Here is a 21192-nt window from a genome sequence, read left to right on the forward strand (position 1 = left end):
GACCCCCGCCGGGTGACTCGTGGACGTTGGATCCCGTGAAATCTGGGGAGTCGTCCGTGTTCCTGTTCCGCGCGAGACGAGCCGGGATCGTGCTGCTCTGCGGGATACTCGCGGTCGCGGGGGTGTCCGTTCCCGCCGCGCAGGCGCAAGCGCCCGCGAATCCGCCGTATCGGCTCAAGACCGAACCCGCCGATCTTTCGGCGGTCCAGAACGGCGATCCACTGCGGATCACGCTTTCGGGATTGCCCAAGGGGGCCAAGGCGAAGCTCGTCATCTGCCCGAAAGACGTGCCGGACAACCTCATGAAGAAGGTGTACGTCCCGCCGTGGCCCAAGGACAGCACCCTGCTCACCCGGGTGCAGTCCTACTGCCAGGACGAATTCGGCGACGAATTCACCGGCAAGGCCGCGGGGATGCAGTCGATGGAAAGGGTGCGGAGCAGCACGACCGGCGACATCGTCTTCGACACGACGATTCCACGCGGTACCTTGCGCCCGCACGCGGTGGCCTGGGACCCGCTTTACACCACCTATGAAAAAGCGGTGAATCCCGGCGACAAATTCCCCAAGGTGCCGTGGGCGGACAATCCCGTCGTCGTCGATCCGGTGACCGGCGCGAAGACCAGAAGGCAGTATTCGTTCACCTGCGACGAGAACAATCCCTGCACCGTCACGATCCAGATCACCGCGCAGGACGCGACCGGCAAGACCGTGACCTGGGTCGACGAGTCGATCAAGTTCACCCCGTACCTGCCGGGGATCGGCGTGAAGGGCTGCAAGGGGATCGGCCGGAACACGCTCAATGCCAGCATGCCGGAGCGGCTCGGCCGGGCCGCGGTCGCCTGGAACCAGGCGCTGTGCGCGCCCACCCAGGCCGATCAGCCCGCCAACATCGTGAGCGAGACCGAGGACACCGGGCTGACCGCGTTCGACAAGGGCACCTCCGATCTCCTGATCACCGGCAGCGGGAACGCGCTGGCCGCCCAGACGGTGCGGTCCAGGGAATACGTCCCCGTCGGGGTCAACGCGGCGGTGATCGCCGCGGTCGGCTGGTCGCCGACCGACGTCAACGACGAAGGGAACCCGCTCGGCTCGAAGCTCGCCACCACGATGTCGTTCACCACCGCCGAACTGGCGCACATGTTCACGAAGGGCGGGCAGAACCCCGACGCCAACGGCCGGGGCGGCGTCTTCAAGAACGGTTCGCCGCTGGTCGAGCGCAATCCCGCGCTCTCGGCGATCAAGGACGGCCAGCCCGCCGGCGTGATCGCGGTGAACCGACGGGCCGGATACGGCGGAAACCCGGACTTCTTCGGGGTGACCGGGGAATCGGGGGCGGGGACGGTCCCGTTCGCGCTGAGCAGGCTCCTCGCCACCACGGCGCCGGAGGCGTGGGTCTTCCCGGCGCTGGGCGCCGACTATTTCGGCGAGCTGAGCGGGAAGTCGCCCGGGGTGATCTCCGATCTGAGCGCGCTCGATCCCGGCAAGTCGCGGGTGAACAACGTCGACGCGAAGACCGGGCAGCTGTCGGTGCGCAAGACCGTGGACAACGCGGTCGTCGGCCGGGGCGCGGACTGCGCGGGCGGTTGCCTGAACTGGGTGATCACCGATCTCGCGACGGCGACGGTCAACCGCTGGACGCCGGTGGCGCTCCCGGACGGCAAGGGGAACTTCGTCGCGCCGACCGAGCAGAGCCTGCAGCTGGCGGCCGATTCGATGAAGGTCGGGCCCGACGGGACGGCCGAGCCCGGCACCGTCACCAAGGACGGCGCCTATCCGCTCACCTTCGTCGAGTACATGGCCGTTCCGGTCAACCCGGTGATCGACGCGACCTGTAAGCCGATGAAGGAGAAGCAGGACCAGCTGAAGGCGTTCGCCGGTCTCGCGGCCGGATTCGGGCAGGCGTTGCTTCCGCCCGGAATGGCCCGGCTGACCCCGGGATTGGCCGCGACCGCCGCGGAACGCGTCGGCAAGATCGGCACCGGGACCGCCGAAAAGGCCTGTCAGGAAAAGGAAGAGGCGAAGAATCCGCCGCCACCGGGCGCGAACGGGGCCACGCAGGCGTCCAACGCCTCGCTCACCGGCCCGTCCGGCGGTCCGGGCTCGTCGGCCGGTACGCCCTCGGCCGCCACCGGACCCGCGCCGGCGGCCGCCCCGACACCCGAAAGCGTGGCGGCGGCGAAGAACCTCGCCGAATCGATCGACATCCCGAAGTTCGCCGGGGCAGGCGCGCTCGGTGCCCTGATCCCGTTGGTGGCATTGGTGATCCTGGCGACCTTGCCGTCCGCGACGGCGTATCTCGCGGCATGCAGGCCGGTGCCGTCCTGGTTGACGAGGGCGTTGGCCGCTCTCCTGCGGCGTAGGCAGCCGGGCGGCGCGGCGTGAACACCGAAGTGGAGGAAAGGCAATTCCTGCGGTTCGGTCCCGGCTGGATCGGCGCGGTCGTGTTCGCCTGGCTGGTCACCACCCTGGTCGCGCTGGCGCTGGTCGTCTACGCGCTGGGCCCGATGCTGCAGTCGAGTGATCAGCGGAAGGCCCTGACCGAGATCCGGGGTGAGATCGGCGTGGCGCTGGGTGCCAGCCAGAGCCTCTTCGGTGCCGCGCCGCCCGCGAAACCGGTCGAGTTCGGCAGGCCGGTGGCGGTCATGGAGATCCCCGCCCTCAAGGTGCAGCAGGTCGTCATCGAGGGCGCTTCGAGCGGGGAAACCGCGTCCGGACCAGGGCATGTGCCGGGGACGGCCGGGCTGGGGCAGCCGGGCAACGCGGTGATCGCCGCCCGGAACGCCGGATTCGGCGGCCCGTTCGGCTCGCTCGGCGCCCTGGAGAAGGGCGACGAGATCGTCGTCGCGACCACGCAGGGCAAGTCCGTCTACCGGGTGACCGGCAAGGCCACCCGCCCCCTCGACGAGGGCGCCGACTACGGCAAGACCGAAAACGACCGGCTGACCTTGGTGACGTCGGCGTCGTGGTGGCCGCTGGCCGCCGAGGAGGCGACGGTGGTGACCGCCGTCCTGGAGGGCAGACCCTTCCGGCCGAGCCCGCAGAACGGCCGGGCGGACGCGCAGGACGGCCGCACCGGCGACGGCGAAGCGTGGGCCGGGCTGGTGCTGGCCTTCGGCGGATTCGTGGTCGCGGCGGCGGGGGCGACATTCCTTTATCGCCGTTGGCGTCCGGTTTCGACCTATGTCATCACCGGGCCGGTGCTGCTCACTCTCGCCGCGCTCGCGGCGCTGGCGTTGTGGCGGCTGTTCCCGGCCTGGGCGTAAACCGGATATCGGTCTTTTCGGACCGAAATCGTTCCCAGGATGTGGATCATCCCCCGATCCAGACTTTGGTCGGTGGACTCGTCACGGATCGCTCTTTAGATTCTCCCCATTACACCCGGTCAGGGTAATTCATTCGGGCGGCCGAAGGGATTCCTGTTGCGGGCTGTGTCGTGTGGGCAGTGCTTTTGAAAAGCCAGGGAGATTTCGATGAGCAGATTCAGCCGGGTGGTCACATGCTCGGTTCCGGTCGCGGTCGGCGCTTTGCTGCTGTCGACGGCGGTTTCCGGCGCCCAACCGTCGGAGGAGGCGCGCACGCAGGCCGGGATCACCGCACTGCAGAGCATCAAGAAGAGCCTCACCCCGGCTGAGCGCAAGCAGTCGAGCCAGCTTGTCGTCGAGAAGCGCCTGCGCGCCGACAAGGGCCTGGCGGGCAAGCTGCCCGAATACCGGACCGGACTGGGTGTCAGCGACGCCGGCACGGTCGCGGTGGACATCAAGGGCGCCGGACAGTCCCTGGTGGACGCCGTCAAGGCGGCGGGCGGCACCGTCCGTTACGCCTCTCCCGCCGGCGCGATCCGCGCCGACCTCCCGCTGAACGCCGTCGACGCGATCGCCGGACGCGGGGACGTCGCCGAGGTCAAGGCCGCTTCCCAGGCCATGACCTGGAACGAATCCGCGCAGCAGGACCGGCGGCAGGCCGCGGTCAAGCAGACCGCCGCCGCGCTGCAGGTCGCCGAGGGCGACAAGGCGCACGGCAACGACACCGCCCGCACCAAGTACGGCGTCACCGGCGCGGGCCAGAAGGTCTGCGTGCTTTCCGACGGCATCAAATCCCTGAAGGCGTCGCAGACCGCGGGCGAGCTCCCCGCCGTCGACGTCCTCCCCGGCCAGGCGGGCAGCGGTGACGAGGGCACCGCGATGCTGGAGATCATCCACGACATGGCGCCCGGCGCCGCGCTCGGTTTCGCCACCGCGTTCACCAGCGAGCAGAGCTTCGCCGACAACATCCGCGCCCTGCGCACCACCGGCAAGTGCACGATCATCGTCGACGACGTGTCCTATTTCGACGAGTCGCCGTTCCAGGACGGCCCGGTCGCGCAGGCCGTCAACGACGTGACCGCGGCCGGCGTGCTCTACTTCTCCTCCGCGGGGAACTCGGGCAACCTGACCGACGGCACCAGCGGCTACTACGAGGGCGACTTCCGCGGCTCCAGCAGCAAGATCTCCGGGATCACCGGCACGCCGCACGACTTCGACCCGAGCACCACGACCCAGCTGTACAACGCGCTGTCGCCGAACTCGGTCGGCCGCTACGTCACCCTGTTCTGGTCCGACCCGTGGGGCAAGGCCACCAGCGACTACGACCTGTTCGTCCTGAACTCGTCCGGTTCGGTCGTCGCCTCCAGCGAGGGCTCGCAGAACGGCACCCAGAACCCGTACGAGATCGCCCAGGTCCCGGCCAGCGGCTCGGGCTTCAAGGTCGCCGTGGTCAAGTACAGCGGCTCCGACCGGTTCATCGCGCTCAACGTGATCCGCGGCCGCTTCGTCACCTCGGGTGCGCTGAAAGCCTTCAGCACCAACGGTGTCACCTCCGGCCACTCGGCGGCCGTCAACGCCTTCAGCGTCGCGGCCGCCCCGGCCGCCGGTGCCTTCGGCCGCGCGCTCGAGACCGGTGACCCGGCGAACCCGGCCGGTCCGTACCCGGGTCTGTTCACCTCCGCCAGCAAGTGGGAGCGGTTCACTTCGGACGGTCGCCGTCACCAGTTCTACAACCCGGACGGTTCGGTGATCACCCCCGGCAACGTGTCCTCGACCGGTGGTGCGACGCGCAACAAGCCGGACATCACCGCGGCCGACGGCGTCGCGACCTCGGTGAGCGGTTTCCAGCCGTTCTTCGGGACCTCGGCCGCCGCGCCGAGCGCCGCCGCGATCGCCGCGCTGCTGAAGCAGGGCAAGCCGGCCGCGACCCCGGCGGAGATCCGGAACGCGCTCGTGTCGACCGCGATCGACCTCGGTGCCCCCGGTTTCGACCCGGTCACCGGCGCGGGCGTCATCATGACCGGCCCGGCGCTCGCCGCGCTGGGCGTCGCCCCCAAGTAGCACTTCCCGCGTGAAGGCCCCCTTCCCTCGGCTCAGCAGAGGGAAGGGGGCCTTCACGCGCTAGGAGGGGTCAGGACTTGACGCAGGACAGGCCGTTCGGGCCCGACACGGTCAGGAAGCCGTACCGCTTGATGGTGGTGGCGAGCTGGCCGCCGCACAGCGGGCTGGCCGTCGAGGCCGTGTCACCGTCGTCGAAGCCGACGGCGCGCTTGGCCTGGTCGTAGCTGGGGGTGCGGGAGTCGACGATGTTGTAGACGCTGCGCGAGCCCAGGAACGCGGTGGTGAACGCCGGGGTGTAGTTGCCCGCGGAACCGGCGACCGGGGAGCCGTTGAAGCCGGCACCGGTCAGCGGGTTGACGGTGAAACCCGCCCGCTTGTCGGCGACGACCGTGTTGCCCTGCGCGATCCACTGCGCGATGGAGAACGGCGCGATGGCGGTGGCGCGGTCGGCGGCCGGGATGGAGTTGCCGTCGTGCTCCTGGAAGCGCTTGATGGTGACCGGCTTGGTGGTCGGGTCGAAGCCGAGGACGGTACCGGTGAAGAAGCTCAGCGTGCCGGAACCGGTCTGCGGCAGGTAGACCTTGATGGGGGAGTTGGCGCCGCCGACCTGGTTCCAGTTGGTGATGGAGCCGTCGTAGATGCCGCGCAGCTGCGCCAGGGTGAGGGTCAGGCCCGCGCCCGAACCGGTGGCCGACGAGGCCCAGGTGACACCGTCGGTGGCGAAGGCGAAGTACTCGAAGGTGCCGGGGTCGGACGAGCCGCGGGCCGAGGACGACCGCGCGATGTCGATCTTGCCGTCACCCGCTTCGGCGGAGGCCTTCAGCGCGGCCTTGCCCTGCGAGGAACCGTTCGGGGCCGGGTTGCCGGCGCTGTAGACCACCTCGTCGGCGAACGGGTCGGCCGGGACGGTGAAGGTCTGGGTGCCGGACAGCAGCGGCGGCACGTTGACGAAGTTGTCGGGGTCGCTGTTCCAGGCGCCGCCGTTCGCGTTCGCCAGGATCGCGCCGGTGATGTCGACGGTGGTGTCCGAGCCCGCCGCGGCGATGACCTCGGAAAGGCCGTTGGCGGGGGCGACCGCCGAGGCGGTGCCGGTCAGGGTGAGGCAGGCACACGCGGCGATCGCGGTGGCGCCGAGAAACCGAGTGGTACGAGCACGCATCTTGTTTGCACTCTTTCTCTAGTCCCCAAGTAGTCGCGGGATTCCGTGACTTGGCACAATCCTCGCTCCGCGACACTGTCCGGCGGCGGTGCTTCGCGTTCCCGCCCGACGTCATGGTGGTTAATCTCCGGGGAACGCACTTTCCGTGATCGGCCGTCACGGAGAACGATTCGGTGAATGTCCGCCGGAATCGCGACGGTATTTCCGGCGCCAATCGGCTATCGTCTCGATTCCTTCGCCGATGGACGCTTCGGTGGTGGCCGAGCGGAACCGGTCGAGGCCGCGCTGCGCCTCGATACGTCTTCCGTAGGCGTGGCTGGCGATCGCGACGAGCCGGTCGCCGGTGTGCAGGCGCCAGCGCCAGCGGCCGCCGCTGAGATGACTGAAATCGCTGGTCAGTTCGGAAATATGCGTGCTGAGCCAAGCGATCGCGACAAGGCATTCCTCGGCTCGCGGATAGTCTTCGGGCGCCGATCCCAGCGACACGTTGTTGCCGCCGAGCAGCCGCCATCGCAGGGTCTGCTCGCCGGTCTGGACGAGTTGAAAGCGTGGATTCTTCGCTACTGAATTCCCCCTGGTCACATCCCGTGAATCGCCGCCATGTGGTGAAGGGGTTACCGGATCCGCTTAAGGCGCGACGGCCGACGGGTGAACGTTTTCCCCCGGCGGCGGCGCGCTAGCCTGAACGGACGCGGGTAATCGGAAAAAAATCACCGAGCCGGTCCGCTCCGGCACGGTCTGCGAGGAGGATCGATGGGCAACGGCAGGATCGCGGTCGTCACCGGGGCGGGTTCCGGGCTCGGCAGGGAGATCTCCCGCGCGTTGCTCGGCGACGGCTACCGGGTCGCCCTCGCCGGCCGCCGCGCGGACGCGCTGGCCGAGACCGCCGACGGCGCGGCGGACGCGCTTCCCGTACCCACCGACGTCGGCGACCCCGATTCCGTCGCGGCGCTGTTCGAAACGGTCCGCGCCCGGTGGGGGCGGCTGGACCTCCTGGTGAACAACGCGGGCGTGTCCGTGGGCGGGACCGTCGACGAACTGTCCTTCGCGGACTGGAAACGCACCGTCGACACCAATCTGACCGGGATGTTCCTGTGCGCGCAACAGGCCGTGCGGCTGATGAAGGCGCAGGATCCGCGCGGTGGCCGGATCATCAACAACGGTTCCATCTCCGCGCACGCCCCGCGTCCCGCGTCCGTCGCCTACACCGCGACGAAACACGCGGTCACCGGGCTGACGAAGTCGATCTCCCTCGACGGCCGCGCCTGGAATGTCGCATGTGGACAGATCGACATCGGCAACGCGGCCACCGAGATGACGCTGCGGATGGCCGACGGGATCCCGCAGGCCGACGGCAGCGTCAAGGCCGAGCCGACCTTCGACGCGCGGCACGTCGCGGACGCCGTGCTGTACATGGCCGGGCTGCCGCTGGACGCGAACGTCCAGTTTCTGACCGTCACGGCGACCGCGATGCCGTACATCGGGCGCGGCTAGCTTTTCCGGCCAGGTTACGCCTGTCGTGAGTGGTAAAGAGGGTTAGAACGACCATTACCACTCACGACCCCCGGACAATACTGCGCAAAGTGATCAAATCAGACCCGACGATCTCGACGAGTGTCCTTTTTGGATAGTCTGAGGGGTCTAGGCCTCGGTGGCGAGCCCGGTCGCACCGCCGGCTCCAACACGCCACCTTGACTCGCCCCTCGCTAGAACGATCTCAGCAGCTCACGAGCGCCTCACGGGATCACCTTCGCCTTGCGGAACTCGTCGAACAGCCGGAAGAACATCTCCGGCGTCTCGGCGTACTCGTGGAAACCGGCGCGCCGCGCCTTCGAGCCGTCCGCGAACATGTCGTAGTCCCAGCCGAACACGAAGTCCGCGAACGCCCACGACGACGAAACGGCGCTGTACGGCACTTCGAGGCGGTACTTCGCGGCGATCGACGTCCAGAGTTCTTCCTTGTCCGCCATGACGACGTCCAGCGACATCGGCAGCGGCCGCGCCACCTCCAGGTCGAAGTAGCGCGCGATCCGCGGCCAGAGGTCGTTCCACCGGAACAGATCCCCGTTCGCGATGTTGTACGCCTCGTTCTCCGAACCGGTGGCCCAGACGGTGGCCTTCGCCAGCAGTCCGGCGTCGGTCATCTCCAGGAGACTGTCGTACGCGCCGGGTTTGCCCGGGAACCGCAGCGGCAGGCCGAGTTCCTTCGAGATCGACGCGTAGACCGCGATGGCCAGCGCCAGGTTCATCGGGTTGCCCAGCGCGGTCCCGCCGACGACCGACGGCCGGATCGCCGACCACGTCCAGGGCTTTCCGGCCTGGCGCCGCTCCAGGAACTGCTGCTGGTCCACGTTGAACTCGGGCGGCATGTGCCCGGCGTCGTCCTCCCGTGCCGGGGTCTTGAACGGGCCGAGGTGGGCGCCGTAGACCTTGTAGCCCTGCATGAGGCTGATGTGCCGCAGGCCGGTCGCGACGGGTTCGATCGCGTCGACGAGGTTGGTCAGCATCGCCAGGTTCGGCGGGACCAGTTCGGCCCAGGTCGGCTTGTCGACATAGGCCGCGTAGAACACGTGTGTGACGTCGTCCAGGCCGCCGAGCTTCGCGCGGGTGTCGTCCGCGTCGAGCAGATCGACCGCGATCCGGCCGGGGCCGCCGCGCCGCGACAGGCCGATGACGCGCCAGCCCGGCAGGGTCTCCAGGTAGGCGATCAGGTTCTTGCCGATGACCCCGTTGGCCCCGGCGACCAGGGCGACCTTGCGTTCTTCGTTCATGTCTCCGAGCCTGGACCTGCTCACGCGATAAGTCCAAGGCATAGATCTCACCGCTCCGATAAACTCTCTTCATGACCAGTCTGCGGCAGCTCGAATACCTGGTGACCGTCGTCGACACCGGCTCCTTCACCAGGGCGGCCGAGTTGCTGCACGTGACGCAGCCCGCGCTTTCGCATCAGGTGCGCGCGCTGGAGAAAGGCGTCGGAGGCCCGCTGCTCGAACGGCTGCCGCGCAGCGTCCGGCTCACCCCGATGGGCCGTGCCATGTTGCCGCACGCCCGCGCCACCCTCGCCGACGCCGAACGCGCGCGGTGCGCGGCACGACAGGCGTCGGGACTGGAAGCCGGGGAACTGCAGATCGCCACGGTCTACTCGGTCGGCCTCGGGGTCCTCCCCGCCGCGTTGCGGGTGTGGCGCCGGGAGCGGCCCGACGTCGACGTGCGGCTGGTGGAGTTCCGGCACGCGGACGAACTTCGGGAAGCGATGGCGGCGGGGGAGGCCGACGTCGCGGTCGGCCCGGTCCCGCCGGACTGGGACGGGCCGGTGCGCGAACTCGGGCTCGAGGAGTTCGTCGTCGTCCTGCCGATCGACGGGCCGCGCGAGGACGACGGCACCGGCGTCGTCGATCTGGCGACCCTCGCCGACTGCGCGTGGGTGCACTACGCGCCGGGCAACGGCCTTGCCGACCTCGTCGACCAGGCCTGCGCCGCGGCGGGATTCCAGCCGAGGGCAGCGGTCCGCACCGAGCAGAGCGCCGCGGCCCCGCTGCTCGCGGCCGCGGGTCTCGGTCCCGCGCTGGTGCCCGCCAACGTGCTGCCCGAAGGTTTCCACGGCCGCGTCCTGCGGCCAGAGCCGGCGATCCACCGCACGCTCGCCGCCTATTGCCGCAGCACTCCCGACCCGCTGACCTCGGCCTTCATCGACGTCGTCGCGGGGAAATGCACGCTCGGGTCACCGCACGGAAACCCCTGAGAGGTCCACGCCGCCGAACGCCGTCGCCTTGACGTCGCCGACGCGGTCCGCCCAGACGGCGTGCCCGTGCCCGGACCACAGCGGGACGACCGGGAGATCCCGCAGCAACTGGTTCTCCACCAGCCGGTAGACCTCGCCGCTCTCGGCGGAGTCGGTCTCTTCGGCTGATTTCAGCAGGTCGGCGAATCCGTCGCTCTGGTAGCCCGTCGCCTTCACGATCTCGGCAAGCACTTCCTGCGGGCTCGGTGTCGTCAGGGCAACGTCGATCGCGAACGGTCCCTGCCCCGGTTCCGGGGCGAGCGGGACGCCGACGGCCTTGCCGACCTGCTCCGCGAGCGGGCGAAGCCAGCTCGCCTGCGACTGTCCGAAGTGGACCGGAGTGGCCGGGAACTCCGCCTGGGTCAGCAAGGATTTCGCGGCTCCGGCGTCGAAAGTGCAGGGACGGCACGTGCTGCTGCGCTCGCCAGGGGCGACGGCGGGCGGCAGCAGCGACTTCGCCGGATCCACCTGCTTGCCGAGCGCGCCGGCCTCCAGTGCCGCGCGGTCGATGCCGAGCCCGAAGCCGTGCCGGACGGTCGCGTCGGAGAAATGCGGCGCGCTCAAGGGAAAGCCGAGGTAGGCGACGGTGGGCAGGGCCCACATCACGTGCCGCTGCGCGAAATCCGCGTGCATGGCCTCGTGGCGATCGCCGGGGACGAAGGTGGAGAGGTCGAGTTCCCCGGCCTTGACCTCGTCGTACTGTGCCGCCGCGTCGCCGGTCTTCAGTTCGACCGTCCGCGCCTTGCCCGGCGCGTCGGCGACCCGGACCAGTTTGCCGCCCGACGGCTGCCACGCGCTGTCCAGCCGGAACGGCCCGTTGCCGACCGGCCGTTGCGCGAAGCCCGCCCAATCACGCGAAGCCAGCGCGGAAGCGGGCAGCGGGACCAGCGCGGGCGACGAGAGCAGCGCCGGAACCTGCCCGGACGGCCGGTCGAGCACGAGCCGGATGGTCAGCGGGTCGGATGCGGTGATCTCCTTGGCCCGCAAGAGCTCCTTGACGACCCGGGAGGCCTGCCACTGCTCCGCGCCGATCGCCTTCCAGGTGTCCACATAGGACTGCGCGGTGACCGGGGTGCCGTCGTGGAACTTCCCGCCGTCCTTGAGCTTGACCGTCCATGTGACCCGGTCGGGGCTGGAGAACGATTCGGCCGCCCGCGGCGCCGTCTTCCCCGTCGCCGGGTCGTAGTCGGCCAGCGGCGTCCACAGCGCGCCGGTGACCATTCGTCCGGACTGGTCGCGGACGTCCGCGGGCAGCAGGGTCGCCGGGGCGGCCAGGCCCACGCGAAGAACGTCCGGTGCGGGCGGTTCGCCGGATTCGGTGCAGCCCGCCGCGACCAGGGCGGCGGCGAGGAGCGGGGCCAGAAGACGCAAGCGCATGAGGATGTCTTAGCAGTCCCGCACCGAGCAGTCCCACAACCAATGGCGGTTGTGCGGGCAAAGTGGCGATCATAGGGTGCGGGGACCAGCCTGGGAGGTTTCTGTGCGAGGAAACTGGTTGCTCCGTTCGTGTTTGGCGCTCACCACGGTCACCGCGACCTTGATCGCCACCGGATTGCCCGCCGCGGCCTGCGGCGAAGAGGACAAACCGGCCAGTGAGAAGGTCCGGGTCGCCGGTGCGCCCGGCGCGGTGAAGAACGTCAAGGCCGTCGGCAACGTGCCCGACGCGCAAGGCGCCATCGCCATGGGGTTCCTGCAGTACGGCAAACGTGACGTCATGGCGGTCTCCGGCGAGTTCGGCCTGAAGGTCTACGACCTGACGAAGAACCCCACCGCCCCGAAGCTGATCGGCGAGGTCAGCCTCCCCGGCCTGTGGGAGACCGAAGACACCGAGGTCGACGTCAAGCGCAAGCTCGTCTTCCTCGCGCGGGACCCGCGGGCCTACGGCGGCACCACGCAGACCGGCGAGTCCGGTATCTACATCATCGACCTGAAGAACCCGGACAAACCGGCGATCCTGAGCTACACCAAGGTGCCCGCCGGCCACACGACCAGCTGCGTCGACGACTGCCGGTACCTCTGGACCGGCGGCCCCGCGAAGGCCGCGAACCAGCCCGCGGACTGGGGCGGCCGCCCGATCTGGGTGACCGACATCCGCGATCCGCGCAACCCGAAGACGTTCCCGAACCCGATCGAACTCGCGCGCAACGACGGCAAGACCGACTACGTGCACGACGTCCAGGTGGACGACGAGGGCGTGGCGTGGGTGTCCGGGCGCGGTGGCGTCCGCGGCTACTGGACCAACGGCTACCACCGCGATCCCTTGCAGGGCAAGGTCCGTCGCGCGACGGCGTTCGACCCGGTGCCGTACGCGGGCGGCGGGATCGAGGAGACGGCGGCGCCGTCGAAGTTCATGCACAACAGCTTCCACCCGGCGGGACACCGCTCGGCCGACGGTGCCGACTCGAACCGCTGGCGCGGTCGCGACCTGATCTACGCCACCGAAGAGAGCTTCCTCGACGGCTGCGCCGGTGACGGCGTGCTGACGATCTCGTCGCTGCAGAACTCCTACAACGGCGAAGGCTGGCGCTCGACGCCGGACAAGCCGTTCCGTCTCAAGTCCGTCGGCACCTGGAGCGTCGCCGGGCAGGAAGGCAGCGACCCGACCACGGGTGACTGCTCCGCGCACTACTTCGACGTCCGCGGCAAGGTCCTCGTGCAGTCGTTCTACACGCAGGGCACGCGTTTCCTCGACGTCAGCGACCCGACCGACCCGAAGCAGATCGCCTACTTCCGCCCGGCCGACGCCAGCGCGTGGGCGCCGTACTGGCACAAGGGTTACGTCTATGTCGCCGACAACACTCGCGGAATCGACATCCTGAAGCTCACCGCCTGAGCCAAGATGTCCCCATGCGCACCATGGGGAAGATGCTGGGAGTCACGGCCGCGATCGTCCTGATCGCGGCCTGTGACCCGGTCCCGCCGAAGGAAGTGGCCGTCCACACCGATCCGGCGCCGGTCGCCGAGACGTTCCCGGAGGTCGGCGAGATCGTCCAGGCGTCCTGGGTCGAGGAGCGGATGGGCGCCTCCGAAGGGCGGGTCGCGGCGCCGGGGCCGTCCGACTTCCGGCTGTCCGCGGTGGTGAAGCTGCGTCCCGAGGCCGTCGCGAAGGTGCTGGACGGTTACAAATGCCAGGCCGGTTCCCCGGCGGTGCCCGAGCCCTTGAAAGGGCTTTTCCCGTCCGGGGTGAAATGGCTTTCCTGTGAGCTGCCCATGAACGGCAAGGCGCGGACCGCGTTCGTCGCGGACGGGTCCGAACAGGCCTTCCTGACTTCGACAACCATGTAACGGTTCTGTGGCGGAACTGTCGCGGGACCATCACGGCAGTGGGACGATCCGTTCCTAGCTTGGCGTCATGACCACCTTGCTCGAGCGGGCCCCGGCCCCCGTCGCCGGGAAGACTTCGCGACGAAGCGTCACCGCACTGTTCGCGATCGCCGTGCTTCTCGCCGGCTACACCGGGTTCCGATTGCCGGGGGAGTGGGCGGCGACCCTGCAGGCCGTGTCCCTGACGGACGGATTCCACCGCCGTTTCCTCGTCGGCACGCTCCTGAAGCCGTTCGGGCACGACTACACGGTCTTCGCGGTCGCGAGTTTCGCCGTCCTCGGCGCGCTACTGGCGGTCGTGACGCTCGTCTTCTTCCACAGCCGTACCGAAAGCCGGCGGTGGTTGATCGTCGGCTGGCTCCTTTTGCCGACCGGCGGCTACCTGTTCCACGAGGTCGGCTACCTCGACCAGGTGCTGTATCTGCTGCTGTCCGGCGCGCTGTGGGCGGTGCACCGGAACAGACCTGTGCTCGCGAGCGCGGTGATGGCGCTTTCGGTGACCGTGCACGAGATCGCGTTGCTCACCGTGCTGCCGATCTTCGGTTTCGCCTTGCTGCGGAAGCTTCCGTTCCGGCGCGCGTGCGCGTTGATCACTCCGGCGGCGGCACTCGGCCTGGGGATCCTCGCCCTGCCGCCCGCCGCTCCCGGCACCATCGACGGTCTCCGGCGCTCACTGTCCACAGCGGACTTCGCCTACCGCGCCGACGCGCTGGATCTGTTCGGGCGCACCCAGTCCGAAAGCTGGCGGCTGTACTCGATCACCGGTGTCCTGCTCTACCTGCTGCCGATCGCGGCCGTGGTGCTCGGCGGTTTCCTGTACCTGCACCGGCCCACGCTCGCGGCCGTGGTGCCCGCCGCCGCGATCGCGGCGCCGGTGCTGCTCGCGTTCGGCGGCTGGGACGACGCCCGGTGGGGGTTCCTGCTGATGACCAACTTCTTCGTGGTCGTGTGGCTCTGGCTCGGTCACCGCGAGCTGAAACTGCCCCAGATCGGGGTGCTGACCGCGCTCCTGCTGGTCCTCACCCACATCCCGTTGCCGTATTTCGACGGCTACGCGCCACGCGGGCTCACGCTGGTGACTCCCGTGGAAGACGCACGGTGAAAACGGCGCCGCGATCGTTGTCCACGGTGATGTCGCCGCCGTGGATCAGCGCGTTCTCCCTGGCGATCGACAACCCCAGCCCGCTGCCCTCGGTCGCCTGGCGCGCGTGATCGCCGCGCACGAACCGGTCGAACAGGATCGGCCGCAACTCCTCGGGCACGCCGGGTCCGGTGTCGGAGACCCGGATCAGCACCGCGTCGGAAAGGCCTTCCACCGTCACGGTGATCGGCGTCCGGCCGTACCGCTCGGCGTTGACCAGCAGGTTGCCCACGATGGTGTGGACGCGGCGCGGATCGGCGGAGACGGTCGTGTCGCCGGTGCTCGTCACCTGGACGGGCGTCTCCGGCACGCTGACCTCGATCGCGTCCTCGACGAGCGCGGGCAGGTCGACGAGTTCGGGCCGCAGGTCCGCGGAACCCGCGTCGAACCGCGAGATCTCCAGCAGATCCTCGACGAGCCGCGCCAGGCGCCGGGTCTGCGTCCCGAGCAACTCGGCCGCGCGGGTCCTGACCTCGGGGCCGGCGTCGTCGAGGGTGTCGACCGTGGCGACCATCGACGCGAGCGGGGTCCGCAGGTCGTGGGCGACGTCGGCGACGAACCGCTGCTGCTGGCGGTCCTTGGCGCGCAGTTCCCCGATCGCCGCGCCGACCCGGTCGGCCATCGTGTTGAACGACGCGGCGAGATCGGCGAGTTCGTCGCGGCCCTTCACCGGGACGCGGACGTCGAAGGCGCCGTCGCCCAGGTCACGCGCGGCGGAGGCGACTCGCAGCACCGGCCGCCGGATCCGGCCCGCCGCGAAGACGGCCGCCGCCACGCCGAAGACGGTGACACCGAGCGCGATCCACACCAGTTTCCAGCGCTGGGCGGCCAGATCCTGCTCGAAGGCGGTGAGGTCGAAGAACTGCACCACCCAGTACGCGACGAAGTTCCCGCTCAGCACCAGGAGCCTGCGCCCGGTCGCCGGATCGGTCGTGGTCGCCGACAACAGCTTCTCCGGTCCCTGGGTCCGCTGGATGACCAGTTTTCGCACGCTTTCCAGCGCGGCTCGCCGGTCGGGAGGGGCCGCGTTCTCGGCACCCGTCGTCCAGTCGTGGCTTTGCGAAGAGGCTTTGACGACCGAGAGAGGTCCTTCGGGGGCTTTGAAGTCGTCGTTGGTCAGCTGGGGATGGCTCGTGACGAGCATCCAGTCCGCCGCGGCCTTGTCCATTCCCTGGGAAAACATCTCCAAGGCCCGGGGGGAACCCGCCATGGACTGTTCGAGATGAGGCCATGCCTGGCCGAACATCGCCCCGAACGACATCTTCGCCGCGGCGGTGAACCGGTCGAGCGCGTCGTCCTCCTGGATCTTGGCCGCGCTGAAGGCCATGACCACCGTCGCCGTCGTGGTCACCACCACGACCGCCGCGGTCACCCGGGCACGCAATCCGAACCTCATTCGCCCACCAACCGGTAGCCGAGTCCGCGCACGGTCTTCAGCACCACGGGATTCGCCGGATCGTCCTCGATCTTCGCCCGCAGCCGCGCGACCGCCGCGTCCACGATCCGCGAATCGCCGACATAGCCGTAGTCCCAGACCCGTTTCAGCAACGTCCGCCTGCTCAGTACCTGGTTGGGATGCTCGGCGAACTCGACCAGCAACCGGATCTCGGTCGCGGTGAGCGCCAGTTCGACGCCGTCGCGCATCACGCTCATCGCGGCCGCGTCGATCTCCAGCCGCCCGACCCGCAACTGGCCGGCCGACGGCCCGGGAGCGGTGACGGCACGCCGCCCGATCGCCTTGATCCGCGCGTCGATCACCCGCGGCTCGGCGGGTTTGACCACGTAGTCGTCGGCTCCGCACTCCAGCCCGGCGACGATGTCGATCGGGTCGCCGCGGGCGGTCAGCAGGACCAGCGGCACCCGGCTGCGCGCGCGGATCCGGCGGCACACCTCGAACCCGTCCATCCCGGGCAACATGACGTCGAGCAGGACGAAATCGAGTTCGCGCCGGTCGGTGAACAGCGCCTCCAGCGCCCGCTCCCCGGTCGGCGCGACGACGACGTCGTGGCCGAGGGCCTTCAGCGCGAGCGTGAGCGCTTCGGCGAGTGCGACGTCGTCCTCGACGAGCAGGATGCGCGACATGGTTCCCCCAAGATCGAAAGGCTCACCGATCGTAAGGGCGCTTCGTCGTGCTCGCCGTGGCCTGCGGCGGAACCGTCGCGAAGCCGTGCGGTCTCGTCACAAAACCCTAGTTCTCGAGCTTGGCGTTCCAAGCCGTCAGCGTCAGCTTGCCCGTGGTCCCGAGGTCGGTGTCGACCGTGATCCGCTGCTCCGGCTCGCCCTTCGCCGCCGCGACCGTCACATAGGCACCGGCCTCCGGCGAACCCACGGTGACCGTGTTCGACCACGAGACGACCGAGAGCAGCGTCCCGCCGGGCTGGACCGTCTGCGGGCTGACGCCGGGATCGATCGCCATATACGACGTGCCGTGCTCCACGGCGACGTTCATCGGTCGCTTTTCCTTGTCCAGCAAGCGGATTTCGGGATAGCCGGTAAGCGTGCGCGGGGTCGTGCCGCAGTTGGTGAGGGTGAGTACGACGGCGCGATGGCCCAGTGCGGCCTCGACCGGCCCGGACTTCACCGTCACGCCGGTGTCGAGACAGCCTGCCGGGACCACCGGGCCCGGATCCGGCGTGTGGACGGTGGGCGGGACCGGCGGCGGTGGCGGCGGAGGCTCGCCGCACCCTGCCACGACCAGCAGCAATCCACCCAGTAACCCCAGTTTCCCCAGCACACCGGAACCTTACCCGGGCCGAAGGCGTCCTTCACCGCATCCGACGCGGCGAAGGACGCCTTCGGCCCGTTTCAGACCCTCACTAGGCCAGCAGCTCCTGCAGTTCCCGCACCGCCCCGGTCAGTTCCGTCGCGAACAGCTCCATCTCGTGCGCCACGTGCTTCGGCGTGCACAGGTACAGATTCAACGACTCCGGCAGCAGCACGTACGCGACGCCGATGCACTGCGGGCTGGTCGACCCGAAACCGAAGTACTGGATGTTCACCGACGGCGCCGAGCTCGTGCTCAGGTAGTCGTTGCGCATCTTCAGCCAGCCGGGTGACGAGTACAGCGACGGGGAGTCCTCGGCGCCACGCCGCTTCTGGATCAGCTGCAGCTCCCACAGGTGCTGCTCCGGCGCGTCGCCCGCCTGGCACTCCTTCGCCCGCGTGACATGCTTCGCGGCTGCCGCGCGGAAGGCCGCCTGACGCGTCTGGCGGTCGGCTTGGGGGTCGTTCATCACCTGGACGAACCACAGCACCTCGGGCGTCACCACACGCATCGCTTCGGTGCGCCCGTTCTGGTACTGCCGCGTCGCGATCGACTCGTACGTCGCGCCCGTGATCCCCTTTGCCCGCTTGTGCGCGAGCTGGTACGCCATCTGCGCGAAGGCGTCCGGCGACATCCCGAGCTCCTTCGCCCGCTTCGCACCGAAGTCGGTGAAGGACACCGTCTTCGTAGCGGTCGCGTCGGCGTACTCGGCGAAGGACGCGGCGGCGGCACGGGCGTCTTCGCGCAGCGCGTCACCCAGGACGAACTCGATGACCTCGGACGACGGCACCCCGTCGGCAGGCGGCCGCTCCAGCCGTGTCCCGCTGAGCAGCGCGTCGGTGAACCCGAGGATCGTGGTCCCGTCCAGTTCGCAGTGCTCGACGTTGATCCCCGCCGTGCCGTCCTCGAACACGATCAGCGACACGGCCTTGTCGAACCAGCGGTTCCCGCTGTCGCCGTGCAGCAGGGCGTCGCACGCCTCCTGTGTGCCCGACGGCGTGAAATCCTCCAGGCACAGGCAGAACAACGCCGTCTCGATGTCGTCGAGCGCGGCCGCGTTCCCCGCCGCCAGCAACGCTTCCCGCGTCGCCGCCCACTCGGCCCTGGCCTTGGTGGTGAAATGCCCGGCGGCGGTCTGCGGGTCCTCGATGAAGTTCCCCGACTTCACGATCGCCTGCAGTCCCGCGACCAGCTGTTCGGGGGAATACGGACGGCCGTCCGGCGCGATGACGTCCATCCGGAACGGGGTGTCGCGGTGGAAGACCACGATGTGCCGCGCCCTCGACGGCCCCGGCCAGTCCTCGCGGTACGGCGTGCGCGCGGTGTCCTGCACAGCGCCGGGGATCCGCGTCGCCGAGAACAGGAACTTGTGCTGCACCATCGACTGCGGCTGCCCGCGCAGCAGGATCGGCGGGACCAGTTCCTCGTCGAGCTTCAGCTTGTAGTCCACCGCCGAAGCCGCCAGCTCGGCCGCGCGTTCCAGCTGTCCCAGCGGAGAGTCGGTGAACAGGAAGAAGAAGTTCGCGTTGAGCGCGATCCGGTCGCGACGGCCGAGGTACCGATACGGCCAGAAGGTGTCGAGCCAGCTTCGGACGTCTTCGCGCTTGTCGTAGGCCTCGAGCGCGCTCTGCAGCTCGTGCGCAGGGCTTCCTTCGGCGAGGAACTCGGTGACGGCGCCTTCGGTCTCGGCGAGTTCGCCGGGGGTGAGCAGCGGCGAGCACCACTCGAGGAACCGGCGGCAGGTGTCCTCCAGGCTGGGGACGGGGACCCGCGGCAGGATGTCCTCGTTGCCGAACGTGCGGGTGGACGGTTCCGGACTGCTCACGATCATCCTTGATCTCGAAGGGGAAGGGCGTTCAGCGCGGAGGCGAGCCCGCCCGCCGCGCCGTTCGGGCGGGAGACGAACAGCCGCGCGTACAGCCGGCCGCCGTCCTCCAGCCCACGCGGGTCGACGCCCGCGACGGACAGATTGTCCAGGATCTGCGTCTGTTCCTCATCCGAAGCGAATTTCCGCTGCCGGAAGACACCCTCGACCCCGGTCGTCTCGTAGTCCAGTTCGCCGAGGCTGTCGGCGACCGGGCCGTAGGAGAACATCCGGAGGACGAAATGCGCCATCCACGGCCGGTTTTCCCGCGCGATCCGCACGAGGGTCTTCTCGGTGACGTAGCCGACGCAGCCGGTCGAGATGACGATGTCGACCTCGGACAGCAACGCGCGCTGTTCGTCCGTCGGGTCTTCGTTCTCCAGATCGGCGTGGATCGCTTCGTCGATGAAGCCCGCTGCGAGCGCGTAGTCCAGCGCGGGCGCGGAGGCGTCGAGGCCGATGAAGCGGACGTCGTCGTTCTCGACCATCCGGCGATCGCGCGCGATCAGTTCGTCCCGGCTCAGCGAACCGGCGGACGCGTAGTGGTCGTAGAGCCGTTCCATCGTGGTGTCGCATCTGTGCAGCGCCGCGTTCACGCCGTACGAACAGCCCAGGTCGAGCACCGTCGGCACCTTGACGTCGGCTTCCGCCCGGTACTCGTCGATCAGCTTCGCGAAGTAGGCCTTCGCCTGCTGCGGGATGTCGTAGTCCAGAGGACGCAAGGTGCCGAAGAAGGCGCGTGGATCGGGAGCGGTGTAGATGTCGTCGAAATTGATCTTGCCGGTCGAATCCAAAGGCACGGCCATGCTCCTGACTTAGTCGAGCAGCTGATCGCCCCGGATAGCCGCGGAAGCGACGTGTTCCGGCAGGACCCGGCCGAACAGCTGTCTCGTCCGCTCCGGACTGCCGATGACCCCAGGGCGCTCGCTGTACGCGAAGATCGCGGAATGGCGGGCGACTGCCCCTTGAACACTACTCACCCGGTGCAGCGCGAAGCGTCCGCGAAACAGCTGAAGATCGCCAGGACGGAGAGTGAGCCGCCTGATCAGGTGATCGCCTTCGCCCGCCAGGACGGCACGGACGTCGTCGAAGTTCTCCGCCGTTTCGGAGCGGATGTTCGGGCAGTATTCGAAGACACCGCCGTCGGCCGCTTCCTGCGTGAGCATGCTGACCGTGTACTCGTTGGTGTCGAAATGCCACGGATGCGCGCGGCCCGGTTCGATCACGTTGAGCACCAGACCGGACAGCGGATCGGCGAGTTCGTGCAGTTCGGGGAGTTCGAAGCAGTCGGCCACGAACCGCTGGAACTCGCGGCTCGAGTACAGCTGCTGGATCACCGCGGTCGCCGGGATCCGGTCTCGCGCCACGAAAGCGTTGCCGCGTTCCATGATCGTGCGGCCGGGGTGGTCCTCCGGCAGCGGAGTGTCGATGGCGATGTTGTAGGCGTTGACGCGTTCGACCTTCGCGTACGCCTCCGGAGCGATCTTCGCCCCTTCGCGGCGAAGGACGTCACGCAACTCCGGACGGATGAAGTCGGCCAGCACACTGCAGCCCGTTTCCCGCAGTTCGGCGCGGGTCCGGGAAACGATTTCGCGCCACGCCGGGCTTCCCGGTTCGGACAACGGATAGCGGGCGGTATCGGCCACTTGGACTGCGCTCGCGGTCATCGACGTCCTCTCGGCTGCCCGGAAGTGATTCTCGGGTTTAGCACAGAAAACGCCCACGACCCCCGCGCCTTGTGAGCGGTGCCACACGCAACGTGACGGCCCCCTGACTCGGGTCAGGGGGCCGTCA

18 protein-coding genes are annotated in these 21192 nt (G+C 69.0%); 9 read left to right on the top strand and 9 right to left on the bottom strand.

Annotation, left to right across the window (positions count from 1 at the left end; translation table 11 throughout):
• Positions 1-35 precede the first annotated feature (35 nt).
• From ED92_RS37450 to ED92_RS37460, 3 genes are all read left to right on the top strand, one after another.
• Positions 36-2384: a hypothetical protein gene (locus tag ED92_RS37450; RefSeq protein WP_235213475.1), complete on the top strand. Its 2349-nt coding sequence runs from the start codon at positions 36-38 to the stop codon at positions 2382-2384.
• On the top strand, positions 2381-3265 hold the full coding sequence (locus tag ED92_RS37455; protein WP_037346871.1) for a sortase: 885 nt from the start codon (positions 2381-2383) through the stop codon (positions 3263-3265). Before ED92_RS37450 ends, ED92_RS37455 begins: the two co-directional genes overlap by 4 nt.
• Positions 3266-3472: 207 nt before the next feature.
• Positions 3473-5365 (top strand): S8 family serine peptidase, encoded by a 1893-nt coding sequence (locus ED92_RS37460; RefSeq protein ID WP_037346872.1) that lies wholly within the window; start codon positions 3473-3475, stop codon positions 5363-5365.
• A gap of 70 nt (positions 5366-5435) precedes the next feature.
• On the opposite strand, the gene ED92_RS37465 is transcribed toward ED92_RS37460, so the two are convergent.
• Positions 5436-6524: a substrate-binding domain-containing protein gene (locus tag ED92_RS37465; protein WP_037346874.1), complete on the bottom strand. Its 1089-nt coding sequence runs from the start codon at positions 6522-6524 to the stop codon at positions 5436-5438.
• A gap of 177 nt (positions 6525-6701) precedes the next feature.
• On the opposite strand from ED92_RS37465, the gene ED92_RS43540 reads away from it, so the two are divergent.
• Both ED92_RS43540 and ED92_RS37475 read left to right on the top strand, forming a co-directional pair.
• Positions 6702-7091 carry a hypothetical protein gene (locus ED92_RS43540; RefSeq protein WP_235213476.1) on the top strand — a complete coding sequence of 130 codons (390 nt, stop codon included), beginning with the start codon at positions 6702-6704 and terminating at the stop codon, positions 7089-7091.
• A 186-nt stretch (positions 7092-7277) separates the two neighbouring features.
• The gene (locus ED92_RS37475) at positions 7278-8018 is read left to right on the top strand and encodes an SDR family oxidoreductase (protein ID WP_037346879.1); all 741 of its coding nucleotides are present in this window, start codon (positions 7278-7280) and stop codon (positions 8016-8018) included.
• 242 nt (positions 8019-8260) lie between these two features.
• Here the strand turns inward: ED92_RS37475 and ED92_RS37480 are convergent, their stop codons facing one another.
• On the bottom strand, positions 8261-9295 hold the full coding sequence (locus tag ED92_RS37480) for an SDR family oxidoreductase (RefSeq protein WP_037346880.1): 1035 nt from the start codon (positions 9293-9295) through the stop codon (positions 8261-8263).
• A 71-nt stretch (positions 9296-9366) separates the two neighbouring features.
• Here ED92_RS37480 and ED92_RS37485 point away from each other — a divergent pair, with 71 nt between their 5' ends.
• Positions 9367-10266: a LysR family transcriptional regulator gene (locus ED92_RS37485; protein WP_037346882.1), complete on the top strand. Its 900-nt coding sequence runs from the start codon at positions 9367-9369 to the stop codon at positions 10264-10266.
• Here the strand turns inward: ED92_RS37485 and ED92_RS37490 are convergent.
• A complete protein-coding gene (locus ED92_RS37490) occupies positions 10246-11682 on the bottom strand; it encodes an ABC transporter substrate-binding protein (RefSeq protein ID WP_162836914.1) in 1437 nt (478 codons plus the stop codon). The two genes, ED92_RS37485 and ED92_RS37490, sit on opposite strands and share 21 nt — an antisense overlap.
• A gap of 118 nt (positions 11683-11800) precedes the next feature.
• Between ED92_RS37490 and ED92_RS37495 the strand changes: the two genes are divergently transcribed.
• The 3 genes from ED92_RS37495 (at position 11801) to ED92_RS37505 (ending at position 14731) form a co-directional block, all read left to right on the top strand.
• Positions 11801-13138, top strand: coding sequence for an LVIVD repeat-containing protein (locus tag ED92_RS37495; RefSeq protein ID WP_037346883.1), 1338 nt, complete (start codon positions 11801-11803; stop codon positions 13136-13138).
• A gap of 14 nt (positions 13139-13152) precedes the next feature.
• Positions 13153-13590 (top strand): hypothetical protein, encoded by a 438-nt coding sequence (locus ED92_RS37500; RefSeq protein WP_037346884.1) that lies wholly within the window; start codon positions 13153-13155, stop codon positions 13588-13590.
• A 67-nt stretch (positions 13591-13657) separates the two neighbouring features.
• A complete protein-coding gene (locus ED92_RS37505) occupies positions 13658-14731 on the top strand; it encodes a hypothetical protein (RefSeq protein ID WP_037346885.1) in 1074 nt (357 codons plus the stop codon).
• On the opposite strand, the gene ED92_RS37510 is transcribed toward ED92_RS37505, so the two are convergent.
• The 6 genes from ED92_RS37510 to ED92_RS37535 form a co-directional block, all read right to left on the bottom strand.
• Complete coding sequence (locus ED92_RS37510; RefSeq protein WP_037346886.1) at positions 14697-16166, bottom strand: cell wall metabolism sensor histidine kinase WalK; 1470 nt, start codon at positions 16164-16166, stop codon at positions 14697-14699. The genes ED92_RS37505 and ED92_RS37510 overlap by 35 nt on opposite strands.
• A complete protein-coding gene (locus ED92_RS37515; RefSeq protein WP_037346888.1) occupies positions 16163-16852 on the bottom strand; it encodes a response regulator transcription factor in 690 nt (229 codons plus the stop codon). Before ED92_RS37515 ends, ED92_RS37510 begins: the two co-directional genes overlap by 4 nt.
• A 106-nt stretch (positions 16853-16958) precedes the next feature.
• A complete protein-coding gene (locus ED92_RS37520) occupies positions 16959-17504 on the bottom strand; it encodes a DUF4232 domain-containing protein (RefSeq protein ID WP_037346890.1) in 546 nt (181 codons plus the stop codon).
• 82 nt (positions 17505-17586) lie between these two features.
• Positions 17587-19365 (bottom strand): choline/carnitine O-acyltransferase, encoded by a 1779-nt coding sequence (locus ED92_RS37525; protein ID WP_037346893.1) that lies wholly within the window; start codon positions 19363-19365, stop codon positions 17587-17589.
• Positions 19362-20204, bottom strand: coding sequence for a class I SAM-dependent methyltransferase (locus ED92_RS37530; RefSeq protein WP_200882791.1), 843 nt, complete (start codon positions 20202-20204; stop codon positions 19362-19364). The genes ED92_RS37525 and ED92_RS37530 overlap by 4 nt, the downstream gene beginning before the upstream one ends.
• A 9-nt stretch (positions 20205-20213) precedes the next feature.
• Positions 20214-21065, bottom strand: a complete 852-nt coding sequence (locus ED92_RS37535; RefSeq protein ID WP_037346896.1) for an ArpA protein — start codon at positions 21063-21065, stop codon at positions 20214-20216.
• Positions 21066-21192 lie beyond the last annotated feature (127 nt).

The organism is Amycolatopsis sp. MJM2582 (genome assembly GCF_000754115.1).
In the GTDB taxonomy this organism is placed as follows: Bacteria; Actinomycetota; Actinomycetes; order Mycobacteriales; family Pseudonocardiaceae; genus Amycolatopsis; species Amycolatopsis japonica.

Bases quoted from the DNA above. Each gene is read 5' to 3' on its own strand.
- ED92_RS37475 (WP_037346879.1), top strand. From the start codon at position 7,278: ATGGGCAACGGCAGGATCGCGGTCGTCACCGGGGCGGGTTCCGGGCTC.
- ED92_RS37535 (WP_037346896.1), bottom strand. From the start codon at position 21,065: ATGACCGCGAGCGCAGTCCAAGTGGCCGATACCGCCCGCTATCCGTTG.
- ED92_RS37515 (WP_037346888.1), bottom strand. From the start codon at position 16,852: ATGTCGCGCATCCTGCTCGTCGAGGACGACGTCGCACTCGCCGAAGCG.
- ED92_RS37490 (WP_162836914.1), bottom strand. From the start codon at position 11,682: ATGCGCTTGCGTCTTCTGGCCCCGCTCCTCGCCGCCGCCCTGGTCGCG.
- ED92_RS37505 (WP_037346885.1), top strand. From the start codon at position 13,658: ATGACCACCTTGCTCGAGCGGGCCCCGGCCCCCGTCGCCGGGAAGACT.
- ED92_RS37480 (WP_037346880.1), bottom strand. From the start codon at position 9,295: ATGAACGAAGAACGCAAGGTCGCCCTGGTCGCCGGGGCCAACGGGGTC.
- ED92_RS37510 (WP_037346886.1), bottom strand. From the start codon at position 16,166: ATGAGGTTCGGATTGCGTGCCCGGGTGACCGCGGCGGTCGTGGTGGTG.
- ED92_RS43540 (WP_235213476.1), top strand. From the start codon at position 6,702: ATGTCCGCCGGAATCGCGACGGTATTTCCGGCGCCAATCGGCTATCGT.
- ED92_RS37465 (WP_037346874.1), bottom strand. From the start codon at position 6,524: ATGCGTGCTCGTACCACTCGGTTTCTCGGCGCCACCGCGATCGCCGCG.
- ED92_RS37530 (WP_200882791.1), bottom strand. From the start codon at position 20,204: ATGGCCGTGCCTTTGGATTCGACCGGCAAGATCAATTTCGACGACATC.
- ED92_RS37460 (WP_037346872.1), top strand. From the start codon at position 3,473: ATGAGCAGATTCAGCCGGGTGGTCACATGCTCGGTTCCGGTCGCGGTC.
- ED92_RS37525 (WP_037346893.1), bottom strand. From the start codon at position 19,365: ATGATCGTGAGCAGTCCGGAACCGTCCACCCGCACGTTCGGCAACGAG.
- ED92_RS37485 (WP_037346882.1), top strand. From the start codon at position 9,367: ATGACCAGTCTGCGGCAGCTCGAATACCTGGTGACCGTCGTCGACACC.
- ED92_RS37500 (WP_037346884.1), top strand. From the start codon at position 13,153: ATGCGCACCATGGGGAAGATGCTGGGAGTCACGGCCGCGATCGTCCTG.